Source organism: Enterococcus saccharolyticus subsp. saccharolyticus, from assembly GCF_029023825.1.
Taxonomy (GTDB): Bacteria; Bacillota; Bacilli; order Lactobacillales; family Enterococcaceae; genus Enterococcus_F; species Enterococcus_F saccharolyticus.
The window spans coordinates 2,470,969-2,496,803 of the sequence record NZ_CP118957.1 but is presented as its reverse complement, the minus strand read 5'-3'; the positions used below and the strand labels follow the sequence as shown (position 1 = coordinate 2,496,803).

Here is a 25,835-nt window from a genome sequence, read left to right as displayed (position 1 = left end):
CTACAGAAGCTTAGATTACAGCCTCTTTTTTTTCGATGATAGCATCTCGCTCTAAAGTATTGTATGATAAGAGAGTGGAAGGAGGGAAAGCGATGCCAACAATTAAAGATGTTGCAAATTACACAGGAGTGAGCCCAACAACAGTTTCCAATGTGATTCATGGCCGGACGTCTAAAGTCTCGGAAGAAACGAAAGAAAAAGTGGAAAAAGCCTTAAAAGAATTAAAATACCATTCCAATATGGGCGGACGATTATTGGCAAAGAATGGTTCTCGAATTATTGGTGTGATCTTTCAGGATGATAGCGCTATCTCTATGCATACATATGACAATCCGTATTTAGGAGAGTTTGTACAGGCCGCTGAAACAGCGATTCGAGAATCCGGTTATTTTATGATGTTTCAACGCGTGTCGTCAATTGATGAGGGATTGAAATTAGTACAGATGTGGGACTTAGAAGGGGTCGTTCTCTCTGGGACCTCACCGAAAGATTTACAAGAATGGACAGAAAGCTTAAATATTCCGATTGTCTTTTTAGATATGTATCCACTGCATAATGAAGCAATTTTGAATATTGGTGTAGATGATTTAAAAGCAAGTTATGAGATGACGCATTATTTAGTTGATAACGGACATACAGAGATTGCTTTTATCGCTTTTGGAGAATCATTTGATGATTGGGTTGGTGTGGATGCCAGACGGGCAGAAGGCGTTAAAAAGGCCTTAGACGAACATCACTTACAACCACATTATTTTATTGCTCCTAAAAATGAAGAGGACTTTGCAGTATTTATCAAAGATTTTGCTGAAAACTATATACATCAGATAACTGCTTTATTTTTCGCTTCAGATTTGATGGCAGTTCGTGCGCAGTCTGTGTTATACAATCATGGCTGGCAAGTACCTGAAGATTTCTCGATTGTCGGATTTGATGGAACGTTATTAGCTAAATTAGCTACGCCACAAATTACAACTATCTATCAAAATATTTTGCAAAAAGCCGAAAAAGGCATCGAATTATTAATAGCTGATATTACTGGACAAACAATTCGACAACGGAACATTCAAATTGATTCAATATTTCTTGAAGGACAATCAGTCAAAAAAATAAAATGAAAGCGTTGACTATTGTTGTCAGAAAATGTATAGTATTAACAGATGGTGTTGCGAAACACCTAAATCAATCTCCAACGCCAGAATAAAAGGATTTCTTTTATTCTGGTAAAAAAATACAATTAGGTGTTACGTAACACCTGAGAGGGGCAAAACGAGTGAAACGGAAAATTTTAATGGTAGCGTTTTTAGCAATGGTTATTGGTTTAGCTGCTTGCGGCAAACAAGATACAAGTTCGAAAACCAAAATTGAAGTATTCAGTAGTAAATCAGAGAATCAGTTGATTTTTCAAGATTTAGTCAAAGAGTTTGAAGCGGAAAATCCTGACATTGATGTTGTTTTTACATCCCCAGCTGATGCAGGTACGGTATTGCGTACTCGATTGGTTAAAGATGATATTCCCAATGTCATTGCCTATGGTGGTGATATGACCTATACGGAACTAGCAAATGTGGGCATGTTAAAGGATTTTTCTCAAGAAAAAATTGTAAGCGATTTATCCCCAGCCTATGTACAAATGACCAAAGATTTGCAAAACGATCAAGAGAAATTATATGGCATTCCTTATGCGACAAATGCTTCAGGCGTTATTTATAATGTGGACTTATTTGAAAAATATCATTTAGAAATACCTAAAACCTGGCAGGAATTTATTGCATTGTGTGAGTTCTTTAAAAAAGAAGGTATTACACCAATTGAAGGAACGTTTAAAGATGCATGGACGTTGCAATCAGTCTTTAATCCTTTAGCCGGTATTTTATCACCAGAAGGTTTCATGCGTGAGCGTCGTGACGGTAATCAGCTTTTCCAAGACGAATGGCAACCTGTCTTTGAAAAATTAGCCACAATCATGACCTATACGCAAAAAGATGCGATGGGAACAAGTTATGCAGACGGTGTACAGGCGTTAGCAAAAGGGGAAGCGGCAATGTTAATCAATGGGACATGGGCGATCCCAGAAGTCATGAAAGCCAATGAAGCAGCTAACGTGAAAATTTTTGCTTTACCTGCCAGTGATGTTGCAGAAGATAATTTTGCGACGAGTGGTGTCGATGTCATGTTAATGATTGGCAAAGAAACCCCTAATCAAGCAGCATCCTTACGTTTTATTACATTTTTGACAGAAAAAAACCAAGCACAACGTTATAGTGAAGATCAATTTGCTTTTTCAGCGGTAGAAGGTGTCACACAAGAAGATGCGTCCTTAGCTGATTTAAGTCCGTTAATTGAATCTGGAAAAGTTAATGACTTTGTCGATCATCTGTTACCAAATGGGTACGACTTAGGAGCATTATTATCTGAATTTGCTATGAATCAAACCAGCAAACCGCAAAATTTAGAGACGAATATCAAGCAAATTTTAATCAAAATGGATGAAGCATATGATGCATCATATGTAGAATAGGAGGACAAAATGAAGCAAAATAAAACACATTGGTCGTTCTTTGTAATGGTCATGCCATTAGCTATTTTATTCTTTATTTTCCATACGATTCCTTTTTTACAAGGAATTTTCTATAGTTTTACTAACTGGCGTGGGTATGGTGAATGGGATTTTGTTGGGTTACGCAATTATTTGCATATGTTTCAAGATAAAGACATCGCCAATAGCTACTTGTTTACCTTTAAGTTTGCCTTAACAGCAACTATTTTAGTCAACATCATTGGCTTAGCGATTGCTCTAGGTTTAAATGCCAAAATTAAATTTCAAAAATTCTTAAAAGCAGTTTATTTCATGCCATATATTTTAGGAACGTTGATTGTTGGTTATGTCTTTAACTTTATTTTTGCTCATTTATTGCCACAATTTGGAATTGCGGCAGGAATCGAAGCTTTAAGTGTCAATATTTTAGGAACCGAGCATGCGTGGATAGGCATTGTTGTCGTGACGGTTTGGCAATCATTAGCATTTAACACATTGATTTATTTATCTGGTTTACAAACATTAGACCGTGATATTTATGAAGCGGCTGATTTAGATGGTGCCAGTGGCTTTACACTATTTAGAAAAATTACTTTCCCATTATTGGCGCCATTCTTTACGATTAATATGGTTTTATCTGTCAAAGGGTTCTTAATGGCGTTTGACCAAATCGTGGCGATGACAAATGGTGGTCCAGGGGTTTCGACAACGTCAATTTCATTATTAATCTATAAAAAAGGATTTACCGGCGGACAATTTGCGTATCAATCAGCAAACTCAGTCATTTTATTCTTAGTGGTTGTCATTATTTCTATTTTCCAATTACGGATACTTGAAAAAAGGGAGGCAAAAATGCAATGAGCACTCTGACAAATTTCTTTCGAAAAAGCAATGGCCGCATCAATTGGCCGTTAACGATTTTATTATTGTTTCTCGCATTGTTTACGATTGCTGGCCCGATTTATATGGCGCTGTTAATTGCGGTAAAAGATCCCACACAGATGGACAATATTTTAAGTTTTCCAACAAAATTTCATTGGAGTAACTTTAGAGATGCTTGGACATTGACGGATTATCCGAGAAAATTTGCGAATACGTTGTTTATTACAGCGATTAATTTAGTGTTTACCATTTTAACCAATAGTTTGGCGGCGTATGCTATTACACGAAACCGCAAAAAGTCAAAATGGTTTAATATGCTGTATTATTATTTTATTAGTGCGATGTTTATTCCATTTAATGTGTTGATGTTGCCATTAGTAAAACAAGCTGCCGCGTTTAATTTGGATAATATTTTAGGCATTACTTTCTTATATATTATTTTCGGTTTGCCAATGAATACGTTCTTGTATACTGGATTTATCAAAAAAATTCCAGAAGCATTGGACGAAGCAGCTGCGATTGATGGTGCAACACCGTTTCAAATTTTTTATTTGGTCATTTTCCCGATGTTAAAACCGATTCATGCGACAGTGGCAATTTTAAGTTTCATGTGGACCTGGAATGACTTTTTAATGCCGTTGATTTTATTAAGCAATCCGGATGACCAAACATTACAGTTATCACAATTTATTTTCCAAGGACAATTTTCAACACAATACAATTTAGCTTTCGCATCGTACTTATTGGTTATTTTGCCAGTTTTAATCATTTATGTATTCTGTCAAAAATGGATTATTGCTGGTGTTACAGATGGTGCAGTCAAATAGGAGGAAGAAAACATGAACAAACATTGGTGGCAAGAAGTGGTCGTCTATCAAATTTATCCCCGTAGTTTTAATGATAGTAACGGGGATGGAATTGGCGATTTACGTGGGATTATTGAAAAATTAGATTATCTTGAAAAGTTAGGCATTGGGGCAATTTGGTTGTCACCTGTGTATCAATCACCAAATGATGACAATGGTTACGACATTTCGGATTACGAAGCAATTATGGATGAGTTTGGTACAATGGCAGATATGGATGAATTGTTAGCTGAAGCGAACAAACGCCAGATTAAAATTGTGATGGACTTAGTGGTCAACCACACGTCAGATGAGCATGCTTGGTTTGTTGAAGCTAAAAAAGGCAAAAACAATCCGTACCGTGATTATTATGTATGGGCTGATCCAGTTGACGGTCAGGCGCCAAATGAATTGCGTTCCGCTTTTTCTGGTTCTGCGTGGGAATTTGATGACGCTAGTGGGCAATATTATTTGCATCTTTTCAGTAAAAAACAACCTGATTTAAATTGGGAGAAATCAGACGTTCGTCAAGCAGTCTATGACATGATGAATTTTTGGATTGACAAAGGGATTGGCGGTTTCCGCATGGATGTCATTGATCTAGTCGGTAAAGTTCCTTTAGAAGGGATTACTGGTAATGGGCCACATTTACATGATTATTTGCAAGAAATGAATCAAGCCACGTTTGGCCAACATGATTTATTGACTGTTGGTGAAACTTGGGGAGCAACTCCAGAAATTGCCAAATTATATTCAGACCCAGAACGTCATGAGTTATCTATGGTTTTCCAATTTGAACATATCGGTTTAGATCAACAACCGGGGAAAGAAAAATGGGATTTAAAACCAATTGATATTGCTGAATTAAAAGCCGTTCTAGTCAAATGGCAAACAGAGTTAGGAGATGAAGGTTGGAATTCATTATTCTGGAATAACCATGATTTACCACGGATGCTCTCACGTTGGGGCAATGACCAAGAATATCGTGTAGCCAGCGCTAAAATGCTCGCTATTTTACTGCATATGATGAAAGGGACGCCTTATATTTACCAAGGGGAAGAAATTGGTATGGTGAATACGCCAATTACTGATATTTCTCAAGCAGAAGATATTGAAACCATTAACTTGTATCATGAGCGTTTAGCAGAAGGATATACGGAAGCAGACATTTTAACGTCAATCAATGCGAAAGGGCGCGACAATGCACGTCGCCCGATTGCTTGGGATGCTTCAGAAAATGGTGGCTTTACGACAGGGACGCCTTGGTTGGCATTAAATGCTAACTATCAAGAGATCAACGTAGAAGCAGCATTAGCAAATCCGCAGTCCATTTTCTACACGTATCAGCAATTAGTGCAATTACGTAAAGACAACCCAATTATGATTTGGGGCGATTTCGAGCTAGTGTCAACGGTGGATGAGGTGTTTAGTTATTATCGCACATATGAAGGCGAACGTTGGTTAGTAGTCACAAACTTCTCCAACGAAGCACAACCATTTACAGCAGAAGATGAAATTAGTGCACATGTGATTGATAATGGTGAATCTGTTACCACACTAAAAGACATTACCTTACAGCCATGGCAAGCTTTTGTTGTGAAAGTCAATTAAAATAAGTAGCGCACAGCCTTAATGGTTCGTCTACTCTAATGAATGAGAATTGAAAACACTTGATGAAATCTGTTGTTAAACATTGATTTCATCAAGTGTTTTCTTTTTATTTAACGTCAAATTGATTTGTTAGTTGATGGAGACCTTCAGAAATGGTTTGTAATTCAGCGACATGTCCAACGAATTCTTCCATCGTTGCGAGAACTTCTTCGGCATTAGCAGAAACTTCTTGCGTTCCCGCAGCATTTTCTTCTGTCGAAGCAGAAATATTTTCCAAGTTTTCTAACACAGCGGTTTGAATAGCCACAATTCGTTCGGTTGCTTGTTGGATGGTGGCAATATTGTTAATAACGGCACTGCTATGTGCAAAGACCTCATCTGAAGAGGTAATCGCTTGTTCAATCAATAGCGATTGTTTTTCGCCACCATTCACCGAACGAGAGGTTTGGGCAACGACATCTTGTGATTGTTCTTGAATTTGGGCAATAATTTGTTCGATTTCCAGCGTGGACGTTTTGCTTTGTTCAGCTAATTTACGAATTTCGGTTGCGACGACTGCAAAACCTTTACCAGATTCACCAGCACGTGAGGCTTCAATGGACGCATTTAACGCCAACAAATTGGTTTGATAAGAAATATCGTTAATCACAGTGATAATTTGATTGATATTTTGAATATTGGTATTCATAGCATTCATTTTAGTGACTAATTGGCTCATTTGCGCTAACTCGTTTTGCCAGTTCGTATTGACTTCTGCCATAATTTCCATACTTTGTTGGTTGATACCGACTGATTCTTGAGATTGTTCGTTCATCCGTGTGACATTGGTTTGTAATTCTTGGACAACATCGGAAAGCTGTTGTACTTGATTCACACTAGCTTCTGTTTCTTGCGCTTGTGTCCCTGTCACTTCAGCGATACCAGTAATGGTTTCGGTCACTTCCTCGGTAGCGGCGTTGGTTTGTTGCGAGAGTTCTAATAAGGCGTCAGACATGGTTGCGACATGATTGCTTTCACCTTGGACTTTACGAATCAAGGTACCCATTGTTTCAATCATCCTATTGTAGCGAGCAACGAGTTGTTGAATTTCATTGCCTTTTTCTTTTGGCGACACAAAGCGACGCGCGAACCCGTGAATTCCTTTGCCACTTTCCGCTTTTTTTATCGTGTCTAAACGTGCCAATTCCCCATGACTAATCTTGTCAAATTGTTGTGCTAAAATAGCGACAATTTGGCGAACAAGCGATGTCGTAATAAAGACAACTCCTGCGACGATGGCCATCATAACGAGAGCGACAATGCCGGAATTGAGTAGTAATGATGTTTTTTCTGCTTGATATTCACTGTTTTTCGCGCTAATCAGTACCCAAGTTGTACTATCTGCGCCACCTTTATTAAAATAAATACTGTTACGTCCCTCATTCACAAAACCAGAGGCGTCAGGTAATGCCTTAATTTTTTTGAAATCTGCAGTATCAGCGAGATTCTTGCCTACTTCTTCTTCGTTGGACGCATTTAATACTTGTCCTTCAGAAGAAACAAAATACAGTTCACCAGTCCGACCAACTGTTAAATTATTTAATGCCGTATTGACACTATGATAAGATACGTCAACTGCGATGACCCCTTCTTCCCCATCTTTATTTTGAATGGCTTTCGCCAACGTCACTACATAATCCGTTTCCGAACCTGCATCTAAGTAAGGTTGTGTTCGAATGACTTCTCCTTTTTGTTGCATAGCTGCTTGATACCAAGGTCGGGTTGTCGGGTCAAAGGTTGGATCTTCAGGGTAGGGTACACTTTCCGCATAGGCGCCATCTGCTTTCGCAAAAATGATATATCTGACATTAATATCCGCACTTCCTGAAGTCTCTAGTAGCTTAGTAATCGCTGGTAAATCGAAGGTATTTTGAAGTTCTGGTGTGGCTTCAAGTTCTTCAATGCGGTATTTTGTGGCATCCATTAAGTCGTTTTTAATCGCCATGATCGTATTTGCGGCGCTTTTTTGTGTTTCGCCATTGCGTTCTGTTAACAATGTTGTCGTACTTTGTAAAGAACTGAGCAACATTGCAACTAAAGGAACTAACGCTGTAAAAATTAAAATAAGAGCGACAAATGTGCCGATACTTTTTTGTTTCTGTTTCATTGACAGTCAACCTTTCTGTGTGGAAGAAATTTCATTGCTTCACTCTTTTAATCGGTTACAGTTAACGAAAATTAAGACATAAAAAGTTTTTTACAGCAGATTTGTTGCATCTTTTATCTTAAGAATGGAGATGGTGGAAATTAAAAGCAGCACCAATTAAATTGGCATTGTTTTGGTATTCACAGGCACGAACTTTTGGCATCACAGAAGGGACACCAGATGCTGTTAATAATGCCAACAAACGTGCTTTGACTTCTTCTGTGACTTCTGGACGGGCGGAAATACCCCCGCCAATAATAACCATTTCTGGATCAATTGATACTTGAATATTGTAAAGGGCCTCGGCGATGTTTTGATACATCTCATTCAATGCGTTGGTTGCTTGTGTATCACCGGCATCTTTTCGTTCGAATAATTCTTTCCCCGTAATTGTTTCGCCTATTTGTTCAGAAAAACGAGCCGCAGTATTTACCGCCGTACCATTGTAACTTAAGGTATTCCCATTATGATTTTGCATCAAGCCGAATTCGCCACCAAATAGATGGGCACCTTTGTACAGTTTCCCATTAATGAAGATAGCACCACCGACACCAGTGCCGATGACCACAAAGACCGCATGATTCACACCTTGACCGGCACCGCTTTCAATTTCACAAATTCCCGCACAATTCGCATCGTTTTCAATTGCAACGGGTAAACCTAAATAAGCTTCTAATTCATCAAAAATCGGACGTTCATGAATATAGGGGACTGCGCTAATGCCATCAATGCGACGCTCGGGTACATTTACTGCGCCTGGTGCGCTAATTGCGACCCCAGTGATTGTTTCTTCGTAGGCATCAATCACTACTTTTAACTGGGATTGAAGTGCTTCAAAAGTAGTTGGTGTTGGAAATTGGTTGGTGTGTTGCAATGTTTCATTTTCCCATAAGCCATATTTTACGGCAGAACCGCCAATGTCAAATACTGCAATACTCATGTCATTTTCTCCTTTAAAATCCATTATTTTCTGCTAATTCTTTGTACCAAAGACCACTCTTTTTCAAACTACGAGCGAAATTATTGTCCAAATCGACACGATAGAAACCATAGCGATTGCGGTACCCATTTAACCATGACCAACAGTCAACAAACGTCCAAGTGTGGTAACCAAAGCAGTTACTGCCTTCTACAATGCTTTTGTGCAAGTAAGCTAAATGATCTTGCATAAATTCGATACGATAATCATCTTGAATCATGCCATTTTCCATAAAACGTTCTTCTTCCGCAACGCCCATCCCATTTTCGCTAACATACCAAGGAAGATTGTTGTACTCATTTTTCATCATAATGGCCACGTCATAAAGCGCTTCTGGGTAAATTTCCCAACCGCGATAAGGATTAATTTTCTTTTCTGGCCAATCGTAATGTCCGTATAAATCACTCGGCATTTTCGCTGGAAACGCTGGATTTTCAGGTGCTTGGACACGACGTGGTTGGTAATAATTTAAGCCAATAAAATCAACGGTATTTTCTCGTAAGAGTTGTTTATCTTCTGTTTGAGTCATCGGTGTTAAGTTGTGTTCTTTTAATAAGGTGATCAATGCTGCGGGCACTTCACCATGGACAGCGGGATCAAGGAAACTACGAGTATTCAATAAATCAGAGACTTCCTTGGCTTTTTTGTCTTCTAGTGACTCACTGCGGGCATAGGCAGGCGAGATATTTAAAATTAACCCGATTTGTCCTTTAGGTAAGACTTCACGAAACGCTTTGACCGCACATGTATGGGCTATTAAGGTATGGTAACCGACTTGGACTGCTTTTTTGAAATCAACAATCGCTGGATAATGGAATTCAAATAGATACCCGCATTCAATATGCACCAAAGGCTCATTAAAGGTCGTCCATTTTTCAACAAGATCGCCAAATAATTCAAAGGCTGTTTTTGCATAAAAAGCAAAAGCATCGACAGATTCACGAATTTCCCAACCGCCTTTTTCCATTAGCCACATGGGCATATCAAAATGGAACAAATTAACAATTGGTTCTACGCCGTGATTGATCATTTCTTGGAAGTAATCGCGATAGAAAGCAACGGCTTCGTCATTGACGGTTTGACCATCAGGCAGGAGACGTGTCCAAGCAATGGAAGTACGTAGAGAATTCAATCCAATTTCTTGCATGCGTTGGCAGTCCTCTTTATATTGTTCGTACATATTGGATGTATCTGTGGGCCCTTGATTGTCGTTAAATTTTTCAGGATTGGTTTGATACCAATAATCCCATGTTGAAGCAGACTTACCATTTGTTAAACTATGTCCTTCTGATTGGGGAGCGGAGATAGCAGCACCCCAGAGAAAGTTGTTGGGAAATTTTTTCATTTACTTATTGTCCTCCAAAAGATGTTTTTTAGCGATAGAATCGCGCCATAAGATTTCATTGTTGCATACGTAGGTAGTTGATGTGACAGTTTCTTTTGTTTGAATACGTTCGATGATGCGTTTGGCAGCTAATTGACTAATTTCTTTGATTGGTTGCCGTAAAACAGTTAATTTAGGATAAACAATCTCACTTAAATCGAAGTAATCGAAGCTAGCAAAGGAAATGTCTGCGCCAATTTGTTTGTCGCTCTCGTAAATGGCTTGTAGTGCTCCGAGTGCCATTTTGTAGTTACAGATAAAGACTGCCGAAACGTTCTTTGTAAGTAATTCTTGCATGCCTTGATGCCCACTTTTTTTTGAATAGTCACCAAAGTAGATGGTGGTAACAACGTCAGGATGGTTAGCAGCTGCCGCTTGAATACCAGCGAGACGTTCTTTTGCAATAGGGTCGTGTTGTGGTGCAGCGATAATCCCAATATGTTCGTGACCATACTCAATAATTTTTTCAATTACTGTTTGTGTACTTTGCCGATTATCCATCACAATCGAATCAACATTTGCTAAAGGTAGGGGTGTATTAATGGATGCAACAGGAATGGTTAAGCGCTCGATATATTGCGTATCAATTGCAGTAGGTTCAATTTCAAATAACAATAAACCGTCAATTTGTCGTGTCATTAGAAAATCGAGTTTTTCTTTTAACCGACTAGCATCATCTCGTAAAGCACTCACAACAATGCTATAACCAAGCTTTTCTAATTCATCAGAAACACTGGCAATAAAGGTTGCAGAAAATTGGTTTTGTAAGTGGTTCATCAATAACCCAATGGAACGTGTTTGTTTATTTTTAAGACCACGTGCCAAAAAATTTTCTTGGTAATTTAAATCTTTGATAGCGTTTGCAATTCTTTCCATATTTGTAGGTTTTAATTGATGGCCATTTAAATAACGTGAAACACTCCCCACTGAAACGCCAGCATGTGCTGCTACTTCTTGAATTGTCGCCATATCTAAGCTCCATTCTTTTCTATTTTTGAATCGATTCAAAAATAGGTTATCACAAATAAAATTAAATGAAAACCCTTTTTTGAAAACAAATTTAAATTTCTATAATTATTCGAGAATTTAATTTTACTATTGACTTTTGGAAAACAATTCTGATATATTTATTACAACTTCATAAATAAACACTGTGAAAAAGAAAGTAGTGAATTCGTTTTTTTAGTCAGAGAGTCTCGGTAGCTGAAAAGAGATAAAAAAATACGTTCAACGAAAATGGCTTTTGAGTGGATCTTCTGAATAATTAAGAAGATACGGTTTGCGCCGTTAACAAGCAACGGTCTCCACAAGTAGTGGGTACTGGTTGAGGTAGTATTTGTGAGAATACTACATGATAAGGTGGTAACGCAGAGTAATGCCCTTAGATGTCTTAGGATATCTAAGGGCTTTTTTTTATAAAAAAGGAGAGATATGATGATGACTATTCCATTTCGTTGGGATTAAGTAGGAAGTTTCCTACGTCCAGAAGAATTAAAAGCAGCACGTGCAGCGTTTAAAACAGGCACTATCACGCAAGCAGAACTCACAGCAGTAGAAGATAAGGCAATTATTGCTTTGATTGAAAAACAAAAAGAAGTTGGACTAAAAGCCGTAACTGATGGAGAATTTCGCCGTCGTTGGTGGCATTTGGACTTCATTGCTGGTTTAAATGGCATTACGGTATATGATTTTGAAACGACCGCATTTGGGATTAATACCGAAGCACAAGGAACTTATGTTAGTGGCAAGGTATCATTTGATTCAAACCATCCATTTTTAGATCATTTTCGTTTTACGAAAGAGCATGTAGGAGAGGCTGTGGCAAAACAAACCATTCCTGGGCCAAATATGATTTTCATTGATTCATTTATTTTATCGAAACAATACAATGAAAATCCTGTTTATGAGACGAAAGAAGCTTTCGTTAAAGATTTAATCGCGACCTATCGTGAGGTGATTCAAGGTTTTATGCTGCTGGTTGTCGTTATTTACAATTAGATGATACTAGTTGGGGTGGCTTGTTTGATGATCGTTTTCGTGGATTGATTGCTAGTAATGGCTATGATCCAGATGAACTCATTCAAGAATTTGGTGATATTACCGAAGCCGTTTTAGAAGGAAAACCCGCTGATTTGGCTGTGACATTCCATTTTTGTAAGGGGAACTTCCAGTCTCATTGGTTGTATAATGGTTCTTATGATAAGCTTGCTAAGCGACTATTATCCATTGAAGAATTTGCTGGCTTCTTCTTGGAATTCGAGGATGAACGTTCATGAAGTTTTGAACCTTTGCAACATATTAAAGATCAACGCATTGTTTTAGGCTTAGTGACAACAAAAACGCCAGAATTAGAAGAAAAAGCAGCGTTAAAAGCTCGAATTAAAGAAGCAAGTCAATATGTGCCATTAGGACAATTATGTTTAAGTCCGCAATGTGGCTTCTCTTCTACGCATGAAGGTAATAAAGTCAGCGAAGAAGATCAATGGAAAAAATTCGCATTAATTATTGAAACAGCCAAAGAAGTCTGGGGCGACCAATAGTCGTACCCAGTGAAATTTAGGAGGAAAAGATTATGGCAGAAGTAGAAAGTTTTACACTAGATCACACAAAGGTTAAAGCTCCTTATGTGCGTTTAATTGCAGAAGAACATGGAAAAAAAGGTGACGTTATTGCCAATTATGATTTGCGTTTCTTACAACCAAATGAAAAAGAAATGCCAACAGGAACCATTCATACGTTAGAACATTTGTTAGCAGATTTAATGCGTGATCGTTTAGATGGCATTATTGATATTTCACCTTTTGGTTGCCGTACTGGGTTCCATTTAATTACTTGGGGAGTACCTAGCGCAACAGAAGTAGCGAAAGCATTGACCGAAGTTTTAACAATTGTGGTGAATGATATTCAATTTAAAGATATTCAAGGTGTATCTGAAAAAGAATGTGGGAATTATCGCGATCATTCATTGTTTGGTGCGAAAGAATACGCCAAACTAGTAATTGAACAAGGAATTAGTGATAACGCTTTTGAACGTAATGTAGTGAAATAAGGTTAGTTTCCATTACCTCGGTATATCTAAGTTGTACCAAAGTGATGCCGAGGTAATTGCTTTTTGTTCAAATCACCAGCTATTTATACAAAGGATGAAGGAGGATGGCAAGTGGGATATTTTCCTGAGCTAGTGAACAAGGTTGTTTTGGTTATTGGTAGTAAGCAAGGAATTGGGGAATCAATTGTAGCAACCTTTTTAAAGGAAGGAGCCATTGTTGTTGCAGCTGATATTGGTTTTTCAGAAGAAAACCTAACAGCAATCAATGAGCAACTTTATCAAATTAAATTAGATATTAGTCAAGAAACTGCAATCGAATCTCTTGTGGAACAGCTAGAAAATTACCGAGTAATTCCCGAGGTGTTTGTAGATGTGGCTGGAATATCAACTATGGACTTTTTAACGGAGAGTCAAACCACTGATTTTGATAAAGTTTATGCAGTCAATACTCGTGGTGCGTATTTAAGCAGTAAACATATTGCAAAATTGATGCAAAAACACCAAATACAAGGTCGCATTCTTTTTCTCGCTTCGCAAGCGGGGAAAAATGGGTATCGTGGCATGTCAGCCTATGTGGCATCCAAACATGCTGTTTTAGGGTTATGCAAAACATTAGCTTTAGAAGTAGCAGCACAAGGCATTTTAGTAAATGCGGTGTGTCCAGGAATTATTGAAACACCAATGAAACATCGTGAACGGATTGAAGGTGGCGCAATTCGTGGGATGACAGCGCAAGAAGTGCTTGAAGAAGATAATAGCCAAGTACCTTTAGGGCGAACAGGAACCCCTCAAGATGTTGCAAATGTCGTTTTATTTTTAGCGAGTCCTTTAGCAAGCTACATGACGGGACAAGCGATTAATGTAACAGGCGGTATGACAATGAACTAAAAGGAGAGAATCAAATGAAAAAATGGGTAAGTGGTTTATTAATAGCAGGCGTTCTTTTGTTAGGTGCTTGTGGCAATCAAGCAAAGACCGAAGACACAAAAGAAACAACGAATGCAGCTAAAGAAGAAACAATTCGCATTGCTTCAGTGGGACCAGATGCAGAGATTTGGCGTTTTATCGCAAAATCGGATGCAGCCAAAGAAGCAGGCATTAAATTAGAAGTGCAAGACATTACGGGCGGTGCGATTACTAATAACGCAGTGGCAGATGGTGACGCAGATGCGAATGCTTTTCAATCGATTGGTTATCTTGAAAGTTTTAATGCAGAAAGTCCTGTCAAGTTAGTTCCTGTCGCAACGACATATATTGAACCAATGGGTGTATATTCAAATAAATTCAAATCAATTGAAGAGATTACTGACGGAGCTAACGTTGCTTTAGCGGATAATCCATCAAATACTGCGCGTGGTTTACGTGTCTTAGAATCAGCAGGTTTGATTAAATTAAAAGCTGATTTTGATGATGGTATCGGCACCCCTGATGATGTTGTTGAAAATCCTAAAAATTTACAGTTCACATTAATTGATGATTTGACTGGACCTCGTGTATTACCGGATGTGGATTTAGTTTTAATTAGTAACACAATTGCGTTTGAAGGTGGTTTAAACGTATTGAAAGATTCGATTTATCGTGAAGAAGCTGATGCATCGACACGTAAAAGCATTAACATCATTGCTGTGAAAGAAGACCGTGCAAATGAAGAAGCGCTCCAAAAATTAGGGGAACTGTATCATGATCCTAAAGTTCAAGAGTTTGTGACGGAACAATTTGATGGTACCAAAGTAGAGGTTGATGAACCAGTGAGTGAGGTATGGGAATAAAGTGAAAATTGCAATTGTTGCCGCAATGGCGGAAGAATTAGCCCCGTTTCGAGCGAATTTTCCTGCAACTGTCGTGTGGCGTAAAGGAAAAACGATTATTGAAGAAGTCAACGATACCTTATATTTAGTAGAATCAGGCATTGGTAAAACCAATGCGGCTGCTACAGCCGCTTGGTTGTGTGAAAAAGTGCAACCTGATTTGATTATTAACACTGGTACAACCGGTTCTTTTCGTACCGATTTTGCGTTAGGTGATGTCGTTTATACCGACAAATTTGTGTATAGTGATGTGGATGCAACGGGGTTTGATTATGCGTTTGGTCAAGTACCACAAATGCCCGCGGATTATCCGGTTGCTCAAAAGTGGTTGGAAAAGATTGAGTTTGCTTTGAAAGATAGCTCTGTGACAGCACATTTGGGAACGATTGTCACATCAGATTCTTTCATGAGTGATACACAATCCATTGCTGCGATTCGTCAAGTATTTCCAACAATCGCTGCTTCTGATATGGAAAGCTGTTCGTTGGCACAAGTGGCAAGTTTCTATGATATTCCAATTGTCAATGTTCGTGGAATTTCTGATCATGTAGGCGATGCCGCGCCCGATACATTTGACAATACCTTGGATCATGCTGCCGAACAAGCATTTCAAGCAGTGAATCTTCTTTTAAATCAATGGGTATAAAAAAACTGGTGTCAGTGGGCACCAGGTTTTTTTAATGTCGTCAAGTGGACAATTTTTCTCACGCATGTTAGACTTACGTGTGATTAGAAAGGATGATTGTCGTGTTTTATAAATCCTATTTAAAATTCATCAGAAAAGCAGCTCTTAACAATTGAGGATGAAGCATTGTTAAGAGCCCGCTATAGATACTTCATCAAAAAAGACGAGGTTTATTTGTGGTGTCTTTTTTGAGAAGTGATAGATAAAGCCGTGGACAATGCGTCTACGGCTGTTTGTTTGTACAGATAAAGAAATGGAGAGAAAAAATGCTAAGTTTAATAAACATTACCCAACAATTTGGAGATAAAATTTTATATGAGGAGTTGAATCTACAAGTCAACAAAGGAGAACATGTCGGTTTAATTGGACAAAATGGTGCTGGAAAATCGACGTTAATCAAGATTATTACCGGCGAGCAATTGCCCGATGAAGGACGTGTCGAAATTGCGAAAAACTGTCACATGGGGTATTTAGACCAATATGTTCGTGTGAATGAGACGTTGACCATTGAAGAGTTCTTAAAAACAGCCTTCCAAAAAGAATTAGACATTGAACAAGAGATTACCGAGTTATACACGAGATATAGTGAAACATTCGAAGATAAGCTTTTAGAACGTGCAGGTCGTTTACAGACTCAACTGGATCAAGGGGAATTCTATCAAATGAATACCTTAATTCAAGAAATGGCTACAGGATTAGGAATTGATGTTTTAGGACTAGATAGTTTATTGAAGAATTTGAGTGGTGGACAACGTTCTAAAGTCATTTTAGCGAAATTATTGTTAGAAAAACCTGATATGTTGGTGCTTGATGAACCAACCAACCATTTGGATGATACGCACGTACAATGGTTAACGGAATTTCTAAAAGGATTTAATGGTACATTTTTGGTTATTTCGCATGACCGTGCTTTTTTAAATGAGATTACAACACATATTGCGGATATTGAATTTGGTCAATTAACCAAATATACGGGGAATTTGACAAAAGCTTTAAAACAAAAAGAAGCGAATCGTGAAAGTTATTTACGTCAATATGAAGCCCAAAAACGCCATATTGAAAAAACTGAAGCATATATTCGTAAATATAAAGCAGGTTCACGTTCGACAATGGCGAAAAGCCGTGAGAAACAATTAGATAAAATTGAGCGTTTAACACCACCAAGTGATACGGCGAAACCTAATTTCCAATTTCCCTACAAACCGATTGTTAGTACACTTGCTTTAACTACCGATGCTTTAGTAGTGGGCTATGATAAACCTTTATTAAATCCTATCAATCTAACTATCCGTTACGGCGAGAAAATTGCCATTCGTGGTTTTAACGGAATTGGGAAATCAACGCTATTAAAGACATTAATTGGTGAAATTCCTGCTATTTCTGGTGAATTCCACTTCCCAGCAAATACAAAAATCAACTATTTCTCTCAAGAATTAGTGTGGGAATCACCTTTGGAAACACCTCTGCAATACCTAGGTAATCTATACGAAAAGGCGACAATTAAGGATTTGCGCCGCCAACTTTCACGAGCAGGATTAGTAAATCAGCTGGCACAAGAACCTTTGAAAATGTTAAGTGGTGGCGAACAAACAAAAGTAAAACTTGCTCAAATGACAATGACAGATGGCAATCTATTGATTTTAGATGAACCAACCAACCATATCGACCAAGAAACAAAAGAGAGTTTGCAACAAAGCTTAGCAGAATATGAAGGAACTGTTATTGTGGTTTCTCATGAACAAGATTTCTATGAAGCATTTGTTGAGCGTGTGATTGAAATTGAGGGGTAAAAGACAATGTTTGAACAATTTAAAGACTTAAACTTAACAGTGATGGAACTACCTGTAGAAGTTATTGAAGATAAACCTATTTATTCGGGTTTTCTTAGGGAATTACCTTTTGTTACTGGGGAAGGTAATTCTCGTGTGGAAATGTATCGGATGTTGATGGAACAGTATCAAGAGTATGTTGAAAGACAACAGATAGAAGAGTCTACCGAGGAAATAACCTCGTCATTACTTAGTGTTGACCAACTGTTAAAATATTATGATGGTGAAGTATTTGATGGTTTTGAAATAGATTTGGACAAATAAGTACGTGGAAATTGAATGATAAATAGTTAATTGGATGCTAGCGTTATATGGGAGCCATTTATCAAAACAAATAGAAAATGTTGGGGCTGTGACATAAGTTAGTTAGTTACGGCCCCTTTTTTATGTGAATATTACAAAATATATTGTACAAGTAAAATGCCTATGCCTACTAAAAAGATAGCTAAGCCTGCCCAACGCATGATTTTTTTCATTGGTAATGGCGGTGTATGTGGACGTTTGCGATTGGCTAGTTTCTCTTTGTCTTCGGGGACAATTGGGATGAAAATGGACATTAGTAAGAAAATAAGCCCTAAGAATGTCGTGCCCAAAGCGAGAATTGTTAATTTAGTAATCTCAATAACATTAATAAGTTGTGCTAAAAAAGTGTGTTGATCAATATTTTTTTCAATGTTTGAAGTAATCTCACGATAAGATACCGATAAAGGCAAGGCTGTATCAGAGATAATTGGCAAGGCATCTGTTAAGGTAAGTGTTTCGCCTTGCAAGGTGAACGTCGGTTGACTGCCTTTTTTGACCACTGCGTACCAATCATTTTCGACTAGGACGGTTTTGTCATTGATTTCTTGTTGACCAGCGGAAACAATTTCCTTGTATTCATAAGTATCAAAAATTTGCTCCATTAAGGTATTACTAATCGGATAAAGGGATCGTTCACTTTCCGGCTGAGCTGAGTCCCCAACGCCTGTCAACACAGTTATAAGACGTAATCCATTGCGACGTGCTGTAGTAATGGCATTAAATCCTGCTTCGGAGTGGCTAGTCTTGAGACCGTCTGCTCCTTTAAATGCAAAGGGGCGACCATATAAGGTGTCATTATCTGTTTGAAATGTTTCTTCATACAATGAATCCGGTAAAATCGTAAAAGAAGTTTCTTTGGTTGTATCTAAAACAGAAGGAAAGTCACGTAGCAAATGATAAGCTAAACTGGCTAAATCTTTTGCGGTGGTGATATTCTCGGCATTACTGTCATAGCCTTCTGGTTGGTAATAGCCCTCAAATTGAACTGCCGGAATACCGGTAGCAGTATTAAAAGTGGTCTGTGTCATCCCTAATTCGACCGCTTTATTATTCATTTTTGTCACAAAGCGACCATCTTGCTCTTCTAATAAGTTAGCGAGCATTAAAGTAGCGACATTTGATGAGGGAGTGACCGCCAATTTAAGTAAATCTCTAACAGTATATTCAATTCCTGCGATGATATTATTGTTGTTGAGTGATTTTATTTGCCCAATCGCTTCGTCATTTTGAGTGGCGATGACTTTTGTTTCTAAGCTTAACGTACCATTATGAATGGCTTCAAGAACCAAATAAGTGGTCATTAAATTGGAAAGTTCTGCGGCATTGATACTTTTGGTGGCATCTTGCTCCCAAAAAATTTGACCATTTTCTGCTTCAATGACAATCCCTGTTTCTGGTAAATCTGATTTAGGAACATTGTAGTCTTTGTTTACTTGTTCCAGCAACGTATCTGCTACCACCGGCTTTGTTGTTGTCAATATATAGAAAAAAGCCAAGAGACTAAGTAGAAATCCGATTTTTTTTGTTTTCAAAATAACTCTCCTTTGAATGTAGTGTCAGCTATTATTTTAGCATAATTTCAGAAAAAGTGAGTCAACGAGACCGCGTCCGCAATGAATAACATTTTCACGAACGGAAAATAACCAAAAAAATACTCAGCAAAAGCGAGTATTTTTTTGGTTGGTAACGTTAGGTTTACAGTCACAGCTTTTACTGAGAATTGTAACAAGAGAAAACTGCTATTTTGGGTTTCATCATACGCATCGCTTCTGACGTGATATTTATGTGTGCTTATTTTTCTTGCTAGAAAGACGACGTTCATTGATTGTATAACCAATGATACCGACCAACAGTGCAATAGCAGAAACAATCAAATCATACGTAGTTATATCGTGGAATCGAAGGATGGGTGCAACCAGATTCACGAGACTAAACAAAAATAGTCGTTCACTTTTATGAGCGGTTGGTTCATAGGGCATACTGGTCCATGTTATGTGAATCATATGATTCCGCCGTAAATATTTCCACAAAATAACTAATAATACAATTGTTAGGACAATCAAAATAACTGCTGACATCCCATAATACGTTATTTGTTGAATAAGAGAAGAAGTAACTAATAAAAGGACATACAGCCCAATTAATCCTATATAACGTTTCTTTTGATGATTATTCATTTGACGCTCTTCTATTCTCTACAAAAATGGTGTAATCCAGTTAACCCAAAGCCAACTAAAAGGCATGACTAAAATCATTGCTGGAATCATGTCCGCCGTTGGAAACATCTTAACTTGAATCATCCGAAAGCCTGTTGCTAACATTAAAAAGCCTCCACATGCTTTGAAATCTAAAATCATTTCTGGGGTCGTTAAAGGAAAGATGACGGTTGCTGTATAGAATAACGTACCAAAAATCAGTAGTTGCGGTACAGCAATCACGGAAACCACAAAGCCTAAATTACAGGCAAAAATCGCTGCGGTAAAAAAATCCAAAATCGATTTTGAAATTAAAATCGAATGATCGCCTGTCATCCCAGCATCCAAACTACCGTAAATTCCAGTACCACTGGCGCAAAATAAGACGATAATTGTGACCAATGAACGGACAAATTCATCTTCATCAATCGTTAGATGTTCTGAAGGGAAAAGCTTGGCAATCGGTCGTTGCATGAGTATTGCGCCGCGATTGATTTTATCACCAAGACGAAAAGCTAAACCAAGACCAGTCCCAATCACTAATGCAAAAATGACAGCGGGCATATATTGCATGGGCGCAATAGCATAGATCCCCATTCCCATGGAACAAACCCCAAAAATCATTGTTAAATTGTTCTTAAATTCTTCACTAAGACGATTGCCGAGTAAGCCGCCTAAAAGCCCTCCAAACAAAATCGCTCCTGTATTTATTAACACACCTGTTGGCATTTCTACTCCTTCTTTCTATCACTCTTCATTTAGTCTAGCAAATGCTACCTAATATTATCAATAGCAAGTTGTTTTTTCGCATTTACAGAATTTTAACTTTTCTAACAAGATGTCAACAAACTTCATAGACTCTTTGCGTAAATTTGGTCAGAAATTAAAAGAGCTTTGTTACGATGATTTCATCAAACGATGAGGTGAAAAAATGAAACTTTCAAAAAAATTTACACTTTTAACATTAACAAGTGCACTCTTATTACCAATGTTAGGTGCTTGTTCATCTGAAACGAAAGAAAGCAATGTCTCTGAAGATGATTCATTAGAAACAATTACTGAAAAAGCGAAAGAAGAAGGCGCTATTGCCAGTTTGGGTATGCCTGATACTTGGGCAAACTGGGTGGATACTTGGAACGATTTAAATGAAAAATATGGATTATCACACACAGATACAGACATGTCGAGTGCGGAAGAATTAGCAAAATTTGAATCAGAAGGCGCAAAAGGAACTGCTGATATTGGGGATGTTGGGATTAGTTTTGGACCATTGGCTGCCGGCAAAGAGCTAACCTTACCTTACAAAACGAGTTACTGGGATGAAATTCCTGAGTGGGCCAAAGATCAAGACGGGCATTGGTTGTTAAGTTATACCGGAACAATTGCCTTTTTAACCGATAAAAACAATGTTAAAGAAGCACCAAAATCATGGGAAGAATTGGCAAAAGGAGACTATCAAGTCGCTGTCGGTGACGTTACCAAAGCCAATCAAGCACAATTTGCTGTTTTAGCCGCAGCTATTGCCAAAGGTGGCGATGAAGAAAATATTCAACCAGGATTGGATTATTTCCAAGAGTTTGCGAAAAATGGCCGCTTGTCGTCAGTAGATGCAAGTGTGGCGAACTTAGAAAAAGGCGAAATTGATGTAACGATTGTGTGGGATTTCAATGGGTTAAATTACCGCGATCAAATAAATGCGGACCGTTTTGAAGTGACGATTCCCACAGATGGTTCTGTGATTAGCGGATACACAACAATTATCAATAAAAATGCCCCACATCCAAATGCAGCAAAATTAGCGCGTGAATATATTTTGTCAGATGAAGGACAAATTAATTTAGCGAAAGGTTATGCTCGTCCAATTCGTGAAAACGTCGAATTACCAAAAGAAGTGGCGGATAAATTATTGCCAGCAGCAGAATACGAAGCAGCACAACCAGTCAAAGATAACGCTAAATGGGATGAAACAGCGATGACACTTCCTGAATTGTGGCAAAAGGAGGTTCTCAGCCATGCCAAATAAGGCAATGGATGAAAAGTTAATTCTGATTGTATTAGATGGTTGCCGGTATGATACGGCACTTGAACAAATGGGTGTACTAAATCATTTTGTGGCACATCATCAAGCAACCCTAATTAAATTGATTGCTGAAATGCCGAGTAATTCACGTCCTCTTTATGAAGTGCTAGCGACCGGAGTTCCGAGTTATCGTAATGGGATTTTAACGAACGGACATGTTCGTCGTTCAAAAGAAGTCTCAATATTTGATTTAGTCAAAGAAGCAGGTGGGATTACAGGAGCAGCTGCCTACTATTGGCAAAGTGAATTGTTTAATGAAGCACCTTATGATATTGCGCGTCATCGCATCCAACACGATGAAAAAAATGCCATTCAACACGGAATTTTTTATAGTGAAGATCACTATCCAGATTCGCATGTATTTGCGGATGCGAACTATATTATCCAGACGTATGCACCTCATTTTATGTTGATTCATTCAATGAACATTGATGATGTGGGGCATAAATTTACCGCTGCGTCTCGAGAGTATGCGGCAACAGTGAATCAAGCCGATGCTATCTTAGGTATGTGTTTGCCCACATGGTTAGAACAAGGCTATCAAATCCTAGTGACCGCCGATCATGGCATGGATGACAAAGGGTTGCATGGAGGAAGTTTAGCAGCGCATCGTGAGGTTCCTTTGTTTATCTTTTCATCAAAATTCCCAGAAAATAGCGGCATACAACAAATGAATCAGTTGGAATTAGCACCGTTAATTTGTAATTTACTAGAAATTGACGCTTCTGGAAATATGCAAATCGGGACGACAAGGGGGCAAATTTCATGAAAAAGTATGTAGGATTACTCCCCTTAATCAGTTTGCTAGCGGCATTTTTAATTGTGCCGCTGCTTTTCATGCTGATTGGTAGTTTTCAAAACGATCAAACAGGTGCATGGACGATTACGAATTACACAGAATTTTTTAGTAATTCTTATTATTATCAAGCATTTTTTAATAGTTTGTTGATTACTTTGGTTTCATGTGTTTTAGGATTGCTTGGTGCTATTGTGTTATGTATTTGTTTGTTACAACTGTCTGAAAAAACACAAGAAAAAATTACCTTTGTCTCCAATTTAGCAGCGAATTTTGCTGGTATTCCCTTGGCATTTTCTTTTATTATTTTACTAGGTAATGCCGGGGTACTAAAGTTAATGATGCCGTCTTTACAGGCTTTTGATCTCTATTCATGGTGGGGATTGGGTTTAACTTATGTTTATTTTCAAATTCCTTTAGGCGTGTTATTCCTCTATCCAAGTATGCGTGAATTAAAAAAAGAATGGGCCGAAGCAGCTGCGACTTTAGGAACAGATTCGTTTTATTATTGGCGCAAAGTTGCCTTGCCATTTTTACGTCCCTCTCTTTTAACCACGTTCATTATTCTATTTGCCAACGGAATGGGTACCTATGAAACTGCCTATGCGTTAACAGGAAGCAATGTGAATTTATTGACGGTACGGATTGCCTCACTGGTATCAGGGGATGTGTTTGCAAAACCCAATATGGGGAGTGCGTTAGCTGTGTTATTTGGTTTGATGATGGTGACATTGATGACCGTTGTAGGAAGAAGGGAGAAAAAATGAAAAAAGTTGTTGTGACGCTTATTTTAAGTTTATTTGCGCTTTATTATCTCAGTCCGTTACTGGCTACTTTTTTCTATGCAAGTTCTACTTCTTGGGAAAAAAGCATTTTACCTGATGATTTTACCTTGCAATGGTTTGTTCAATTATTAAGTGATTCTGCCTTTTTATTTGCAGTAGGACGTTCGTTGTTATTGGCAAGTTTGATGAGTCTAGTTGTATTCGTTATATTAGTTCCAACGATGATTTGGATTCATTTATACTTTCCACGTTGGGATCAAACATTGCAAAAAATTGTGTTATTACCTTACGCAATTCCTGGGGTAATTTTAGTTACGGCATTGCTTCGAACCTATTCAAATTCTAATATACCAATGTTTTTTGTGCTGTTAGGTGCGTTATTTATTTCGATGTTACCTATTGTTTACCTAGGTATTAGTAATCAAATGAAATTGGTAAATATGAAAGAACTTGTTGAAGCAGCCGAAACGTTAGGGGTTCCAATGTTTCCTATTATTCGTAGCGTATTGATTCCTAATTTAAAAGTAGGGACAACGCTAGTTTCATTAATGGTCTTTTCTTCTGTGTTTGGTGAATACATGTTAACCAATTTATTAATCGGTGGCCGTTTTGAAACCTTGCGTATCTATATGTTGCGTCGAATGAATGAAAATGGTCATGTTGCCAGTGCGGTAATGATTTTGTATTTCTTGTTTTTATTAGCAACGGCATTTAGTATTTTCTATTTCAATAAAAAACAAACGAAAAAAGTTGTCGTAAAGGAAAAAGTGGAGGAACCTGTTTATGAAAAACTACTTGAGCATTCGTGATTTGTCGCTATCTTTTGGTGAAAAGAAAATTTTGAAAGAAATTTCTTTTGATGTTCAAAAAGGTGAATTTGTGACGCTGTTAGGTCCAAGCGGTTGTGGGAAATCAACTTTACTACGTTGTATTGCAGGTTTGGAACAACCGCAACAAGGCGCGCTTGAATTAGATGGGCAAGCGATTCAACAACGACCGACAAAAGAACGTGACATCGGTTTTGTGTTCCAACATTATGCGTTATTTCCAACTATGACAGTTTTTGAAAATGTCTCTTTTGGTTTAAAAGCACGAAAAATGGACAAAGGAACGATGAATCAACGAGTCTTTAAATTATTAGATTTAGTCCAATTAACCGATTTTGCAGATACCTATGTACAACGACTTTCAGGTGGCCAAAAGCAGCGTGTTGCTTTAGCCCGTGCTCTTGCGACAGAACCAAAAATTTTATTGCTAGATGAACCATTAAGTGCATTGGATGCCAAAATTCGTAAACAATTGCAAAAAGATTTACGCCATATTCAAAAAGAATTAAATATGACCATGATTTTTGTGACGCATGACCAAGAAGAAGCAATGTTGATTAGCGATCGCGTGTTTGTTTTGGAAGCGGGCGAAATTGTGCAAGCTTCGTCACCATTCGAATTGTACACTTCCCCAGAAAGTCCCTTTGTCGCAGAATTTATTGGTAATAATATTTGTTTTGATTGGGAAGAGTTGGATGAATACACGCCTGTTTTTTCAGGAATGGGCAATCGCCATTTGTATTATATCCGTCCGGAACTAATTTCAACTAAAGCCATCAAAGGCACGTTTCGCATTCCTGTCAAATTAAAAAATGTTATTACACTAGGAAATATTCGTCGTTATCGCTTTGAAACAAATCGTGGCAAAGAAATCTTTGTGGATCGTTTAAACGATTGGCATGAGATTCCAGAAACCAATTACTTGTATATCGATGCGGAAGATATGATTGTGGTCGATGTTCCGCGTGTGATAAACGAATAACTTGAAGCACTTACCATTGTTGGTAGGTGTTTTTTTGTTACAATAGATTGGAAGATTTGAGAGATGAGGCGAAG

25 protein-coding genes, 1 pseudogene and 1 other annotated feature are annotated in these 25,835 nt (G+C 38.0%); of the genes and pseudogenes, 19 read left to right on the top strand and 7 right to left on the bottom strand.

Annotated elements, in window-relative coordinates; genetic code table 11:
• Positions 1-92 precede the first annotated feature (92 nt).
• The 5 genes from PYW32_RS12680 (at position 93) to PYW32_RS12660 (ending at position 5,874) form a co-directional block, all read left to right on the top strand.
• A complete protein-coding gene (locus PYW32_RS12680) occupies positions 93-1,115 on the top strand; it encodes a LacI family DNA-binding transcriptional regulator (RefSeq protein WP_016173908.1) in 1,023 nt (340 codons plus the stop codon).
• A gap of 155 nt (positions 1,116-1,270) precedes the next feature.
• Positions 1,271-2,518: an ABC transporter substrate-binding protein gene (locus tag PYW32_RS12675; RefSeq protein WP_016173909.1), complete on the top strand. Its 1,248-nt coding sequence runs from the start codon at positions 1,271-1,273 to the stop codon at positions 2,516-2,518.
• 9 nt (positions 2,519-2,527) lie between these two features.
• Positions 2,528-3,397, top strand: a complete 870-nt coding sequence (locus PYW32_RS12670) for a carbohydrate ABC transporter permease (protein WP_016173910.1) — start codon at positions 2,528-2,530, stop codon at positions 3,395-3,397.
• Positions 3,394-4,245 carry a carbohydrate ABC transporter permease gene (locus PYW32_RS12665; RefSeq protein ID WP_016173911.1) on the top strand — a complete coding sequence of 284 codons (852 nt, stop codon included), beginning with the start codon at positions 3,394-3,396 and terminating at the stop codon, positions 4,243-4,245. Before PYW32_RS12670 ends, PYW32_RS12665 begins: the two co-directional genes overlap by 4 nt.
• A gap of 12 nt (positions 4,246-4,257) precedes the next feature.
• Positions 4,258-5,874, top strand: coding sequence for a glycoside hydrolase family 13 protein (locus PYW32_RS12660; protein WP_016173912.1), 1,617 nt, complete (start codon positions 4,258-4,260; stop codon positions 5,872-5,874).
• 106 nt (positions 5,875-5,980) lie between these two features.
• On the opposite strand, the gene PYW32_RS12655 is transcribed toward PYW32_RS12660, so the two are convergent.
• The 4 genes from PYW32_RS12655 to PYW32_RS12640 form a co-directional block, all read right to left on the bottom strand.
• On the bottom strand, positions 5,981-8,020 hold the full coding sequence (locus PYW32_RS12655; RefSeq protein ID WP_016173913.1) for a methyl-accepting chemotaxis protein: 2,040 nt from the start codon (positions 8,018-8,020) through the stop codon (positions 5,981-5,983).
• 118 nt (positions 8,021-8,138) lie between these two features.
• A complete protein-coding gene (locus PYW32_RS12650; protein ID WP_016173914.1) occupies positions 8,139-8,999 on the bottom strand; it encodes an ROK family protein in 861 nt (286 codons plus the stop codon).
• 13 nt (positions 9,000-9,012) lie between these two features.
• Positions 9,013-10,383 carry a glycoside hydrolase family 1 protein gene (locus PYW32_RS12645; protein WP_016173915.1) on the bottom strand — a complete coding sequence of 457 codons (1,371 nt, stop codon included), beginning with the start codon at positions 10,381-10,383 and terminating at the stop codon, positions 9,013-9,015.
• Positions 10,384-11,391 carry a LacI family DNA-binding transcriptional regulator gene (locus PYW32_RS12640; protein WP_016173916.1) on the bottom strand — a complete coding sequence of 336 codons (1,008 nt, stop codon included), beginning with the start codon at positions 11,389-11,391 and terminating at the stop codon, positions 10,384-10,386. It lies immediately after the preceding gene.
• 175 nt (positions 11,392-11,566) lie between these two features.
• Positions 11,567-11,808, top strand: a binding site (T-box leader).
• Positions 11,809-11,946: 138 nt separating this feature from the next.
• On the opposite strand from PYW32_RS12640, the pseudogene PYW32_RS12635 reads away from it, so the two are divergent.
• The 9 genes and pseudogenes from PYW32_RS12635 to PYW32_RS12595 form a co-directional block, all read left to right on the top strand.
• Positions 11,947-12,420, top strand: a pseudogene (locus tag PYW32_RS12635) (uroporphyrinogen decarboxylase/cobalamine-independent methonine synthase family protein); the annotation flags it as partial.
• Between the two features lie 20 nt (positions 12,421-12,440).
• Positions 12,441-12,698, top strand: a complete 258-nt coding sequence (locus tag PYW32_RS12630) for a hypothetical protein (RefSeq protein WP_016173918.1) — start codon at positions 12,441-12,443, stop codon at positions 12,696-12,698.
• A gap of 12 nt (positions 12,699-12,710) precedes the next feature.
• Positions 12,711-12,962: a uroporphyrinogen decarboxylase/cobalamine-independent methonine synthase family protein gene (locus tag PYW32_RS12625; protein WP_016173919.1), complete on the top strand. Its 252-nt coding sequence runs from the start codon at positions 12,711-12,713 to the stop codon at positions 12,960-12,962.
• Between the two features lie 32 nt (positions 12,963-12,994).
• Positions 12,995-13,471 carry an S-ribosylhomocysteine lyase gene (locus PYW32_RS12620; RefSeq protein ID WP_016173920.1) on the top strand — a complete coding sequence of 159 codons (477 nt, stop codon included), beginning with the start codon at positions 12,995-12,997 and terminating at the stop codon, positions 13,469-13,471.
• Between the two features lie 111 nt (positions 13,472-13,582).
• On the top strand, positions 13,583-14,359 hold the full coding sequence (locus PYW32_RS12615) for an SDR family NAD(P)-dependent oxidoreductase (protein WP_016173921.1): 777 nt from the start codon (positions 13,583-13,585) through the stop codon (positions 14,357-14,359).
• A gap of 14 nt (positions 14,360-14,373) precedes the next feature.
• Complete coding sequence (locus tag PYW32_RS12610; protein ID WP_016173922.1) at positions 14,374-15,240, top strand: MetQ/NlpA family ABC transporter substrate-binding protein; 867 nt, start codon at positions 14,374-14,376, stop codon at positions 15,238-15,240.
• Between the two features lies 1 nt (position 15,241).
• Positions 15,242-15,925 carry a 5'-methylthioadenosine/adenosylhomocysteine nucleosidase gene (locus PYW32_RS12605; protein WP_016173923.1) on the top strand — a complete coding sequence of 228 codons (684 nt, stop codon included), beginning with the start codon at positions 15,242-15,244 and terminating at the stop codon, positions 15,923-15,925.
• 305 nt (positions 15,926-16,230) lie between these two features.
• Positions 16,231-17,754, top strand: coding sequence for an ABC-F family ATP-binding cassette domain-containing protein (locus PYW32_RS12600; protein WP_016173924.1), 1,524 nt, complete (start codon positions 16,231-16,233; stop codon positions 17,752-17,754).
• Positions 17,755-17,760: 6 nt separating this feature from the next.
• Positions 17,761-18,057 (top strand): hypothetical protein, encoded by a 297-nt coding sequence (locus tag PYW32_RS12595; protein ID WP_016173925.1) that lies wholly within the window; start codon positions 17,761-17,763, stop codon positions 18,055-18,057.
• A 131-nt stretch (positions 18,058-18,188) separates the two neighbouring features.
• On the opposite strand, the gene PYW32_RS12590 is transcribed toward PYW32_RS12595, so the two are convergent.
• The 3 genes from PYW32_RS12590 to PYW32_RS12580 all read right to left on the bottom strand — a co-directional run bounded on the left by PYW32_RS12590 (position 18,189) and on the right by PYW32_RS12580 (position 21,020).
• Positions 18,189-19,628 (bottom strand): DUF1958 domain-containing protein, encoded by a 1,440-nt coding sequence (locus tag PYW32_RS12590; protein WP_016173926.1) that lies wholly within the window; start codon positions 19,626-19,628, stop codon positions 18,189-18,191.
• 249 nt (positions 19,629-19,877) lie between these two features.
• Complete coding sequence (locus PYW32_RS12585; RefSeq protein WP_016173927.1) at positions 19,878-20,273, bottom strand: hypothetical protein; 396 nt, start codon at positions 20,271-20,273, stop codon at positions 19,878-19,880.
• Between the two features lie 18 nt (positions 20,274-20,291).
• Entirely contained in the window at positions 20,292-21,020 is a 729-nt protein-coding gene (locus PYW32_RS12580; RefSeq protein ID WP_016173928.1) for a DUF554 domain-containing protein, read from the bottom strand.
• 259 nt (positions 21,021-21,279) lie between these two features.
• Between PYW32_RS12580 and PYW32_RS12575 the strand changes: the two genes are divergently transcribed.
• From PYW32_RS12575 to ccmA, 5 genes are read left to right on the top strand one after another with little or no spacing between them, the layout of a single operon-like run.
• A complete protein-coding gene (locus PYW32_RS12575) occupies positions 21,280-22,314 on the top strand; it encodes an ABC transporter substrate-binding protein (protein WP_420828465.1) in 1,035 nt (344 codons plus the stop codon).
• A complete protein-coding gene (locus PYW32_RS12570; protein ID WP_016173930.1) occupies positions 22,304-23,140 on the top strand; it encodes an alkaline phosphatase family protein in 837 nt (278 codons plus the stop codon). Before PYW32_RS12575 ends, PYW32_RS12570 begins: the two co-directional genes overlap by 11 nt.
• Complete coding sequence (locus tag PYW32_RS12565; RefSeq protein WP_016173931.1) at positions 23,137-23,934, top strand: ABC transporter permease; 798 nt, start codon at positions 23,137-23,139, stop codon at positions 23,932-23,934. The genes PYW32_RS12570 and PYW32_RS12565 overlap by 4 nt, the downstream gene beginning before the upstream one ends.
• Positions 23,931-24,761, top strand: a complete 831-nt coding sequence (locus PYW32_RS12560; protein ID WP_016173932.1) for an ABC transporter permease — start codon at positions 23,931-23,933, stop codon at positions 24,759-24,761. The genes PYW32_RS12565 and PYW32_RS12560 overlap by 4 nt, the downstream gene beginning before the upstream one ends.
• Positions 24,736-25,761, top strand: a complete 1,026-nt coding sequence (gene ccmA, locus PYW32_RS12555; RefSeq protein WP_016173933.1) for a heme ABC exporter ATP-binding protein CcmA — start codon at positions 24,736-24,738, stop codon at positions 25,759-25,761. The genes PYW32_RS12560 and ccmA overlap by 26 nt, the downstream gene beginning before the upstream one ends.
• Positions 25,762-25,835: the final 74 nt, after the last annotated feature.

What these genes read in the sequence shown, in the direction of transcription:
- PYW32_RS12645 (WP_016173915.1), bottom strand. Translation starts at nt 10,383, where the DNA reads ATGAAAAAATTTCCCAACAACTTTCTCTGGGGTGCTGCTATCTCCGCT.
- PYW32_RS12585 (WP_016173927.1), bottom strand. Translation starts at nt 20,273, where the DNA reads ATGAATAATCATCAAAAGAAACGTTATATAGGATTAATTGGGCTGTAT.
- ccmA (WP_016173933.1), top strand. Translation starts at nt 24,736, where the DNA reads ATGAAAAACTACTTGAGCATTCGTGATTTGTCGCTATCTTTTGGTGAA.
- PYW32_RS12560 (WP_016173932.1), top strand. Translation starts at nt 23,931, where the DNA reads ATGAAAAAAGTTGTTGTGACGCTTATTTTAAGTTTATTTGCGCTTTAT.
- PYW32_RS12665 (WP_016173911.1), top strand. Translation starts at nt 3,394, where the DNA reads ATGAGCACTCTGACAAATTTCTTTCGAAAAAGCAATGGCCGCATCAAT.
- PYW32_RS12640 (WP_016173916.1), bottom strand. Translation starts at nt 11,391, where the DNA reads ATGGCGACAATTCAAGAAGTAGCAGCACATGCTGGCGTTTCAGTGGGG.
- PYW32_RS12570 (WP_016173930.1), top strand. Translation starts at nt 22,304, where the DNA reads ATGCCAAATAAGGCAATGGATGAAAAGTTAATTCTGATTGTATTAGAT.
- PYW32_RS12610 (WP_016173922.1), top strand. Translation starts at nt 14,374, where the DNA reads ATGAAAAAATGGGTAAGTGGTTTATTAATAGCAGGCGTTCTTTTGTTA.
- PYW32_RS12595 (WP_016173925.1), top strand. Translation starts at nt 17,761, where the DNA reads ATGTTTGAACAATTTAAAGACTTAAACTTAACAGTGATGGAACTACCT.
- PYW32_RS12580 (WP_016173928.1), bottom strand. Translation starts at nt 21,020, where the DNA reads ATGCCAACAGGTGTGTTAATAAATACAGGAGCGATTTTGTTTGGAGGG.
- PYW32_RS12620 (WP_016173920.1), top strand. Translation starts at nt 12,995, where the DNA reads ATGGCAGAAGTAGAAAGTTTTACACTAGATCACACAAAGGTTAAAGCT.
- PYW32_RS12670 (WP_016173910.1), top strand. Translation starts at nt 2,528, where the DNA reads ATGAAGCAAAATAAAACACATTGGTCGTTCTTTGTAATGGTCATGCCA.
- PYW32_RS12655 (WP_016173913.1), bottom strand. Translation starts at nt 8,020, where the DNA reads ATGAAACAGAAACAAAAAAGTATCGGCACATTTGTCGCTCTTATTTTA.
- PYW32_RS12565 (WP_016173931.1), top strand. Translation starts at nt 23,137, where the DNA reads ATGAAAAAGTATGTAGGATTACTCCCCTTAATCAGTTTGCTAGCGGCA.
- PYW32_RS12680 (WP_016173908.1), top strand. Translation starts at nt 93, where the DNA reads ATGCCAACAATTAAAGATGTTGCAAATTACACAGGAGTGAGCCCAACA.
- PYW32_RS12660 (WP_016173912.1), top strand. Translation starts at nt 4,258, where the DNA reads ATGAACAAACATTGGTGGCAAGAAGTGGTCGTCTATCAAATTTATCCC.
- PYW32_RS12575 (WP_420828465.1), top strand. Translation starts at nt 21,280, where the DNA reads ATGTTAGGTGCTTGTTCATCTGAAACGAAAGAAAGCAATGTCTCTGAA.
- PYW32_RS12650 (WP_016173914.1), bottom strand. Translation starts at nt 8,999, where the DNA reads ATGAGTATTGCAGTATTTGACATTGGCGGTTCTGCCGTAAAATATGGC.
- PYW32_RS12600 (WP_016173924.1), top strand. Translation starts at nt 16,231, where the DNA reads ATGCTAAGTTTAATAAACATTACCCAACAATTTGGAGATAAAATTTTA.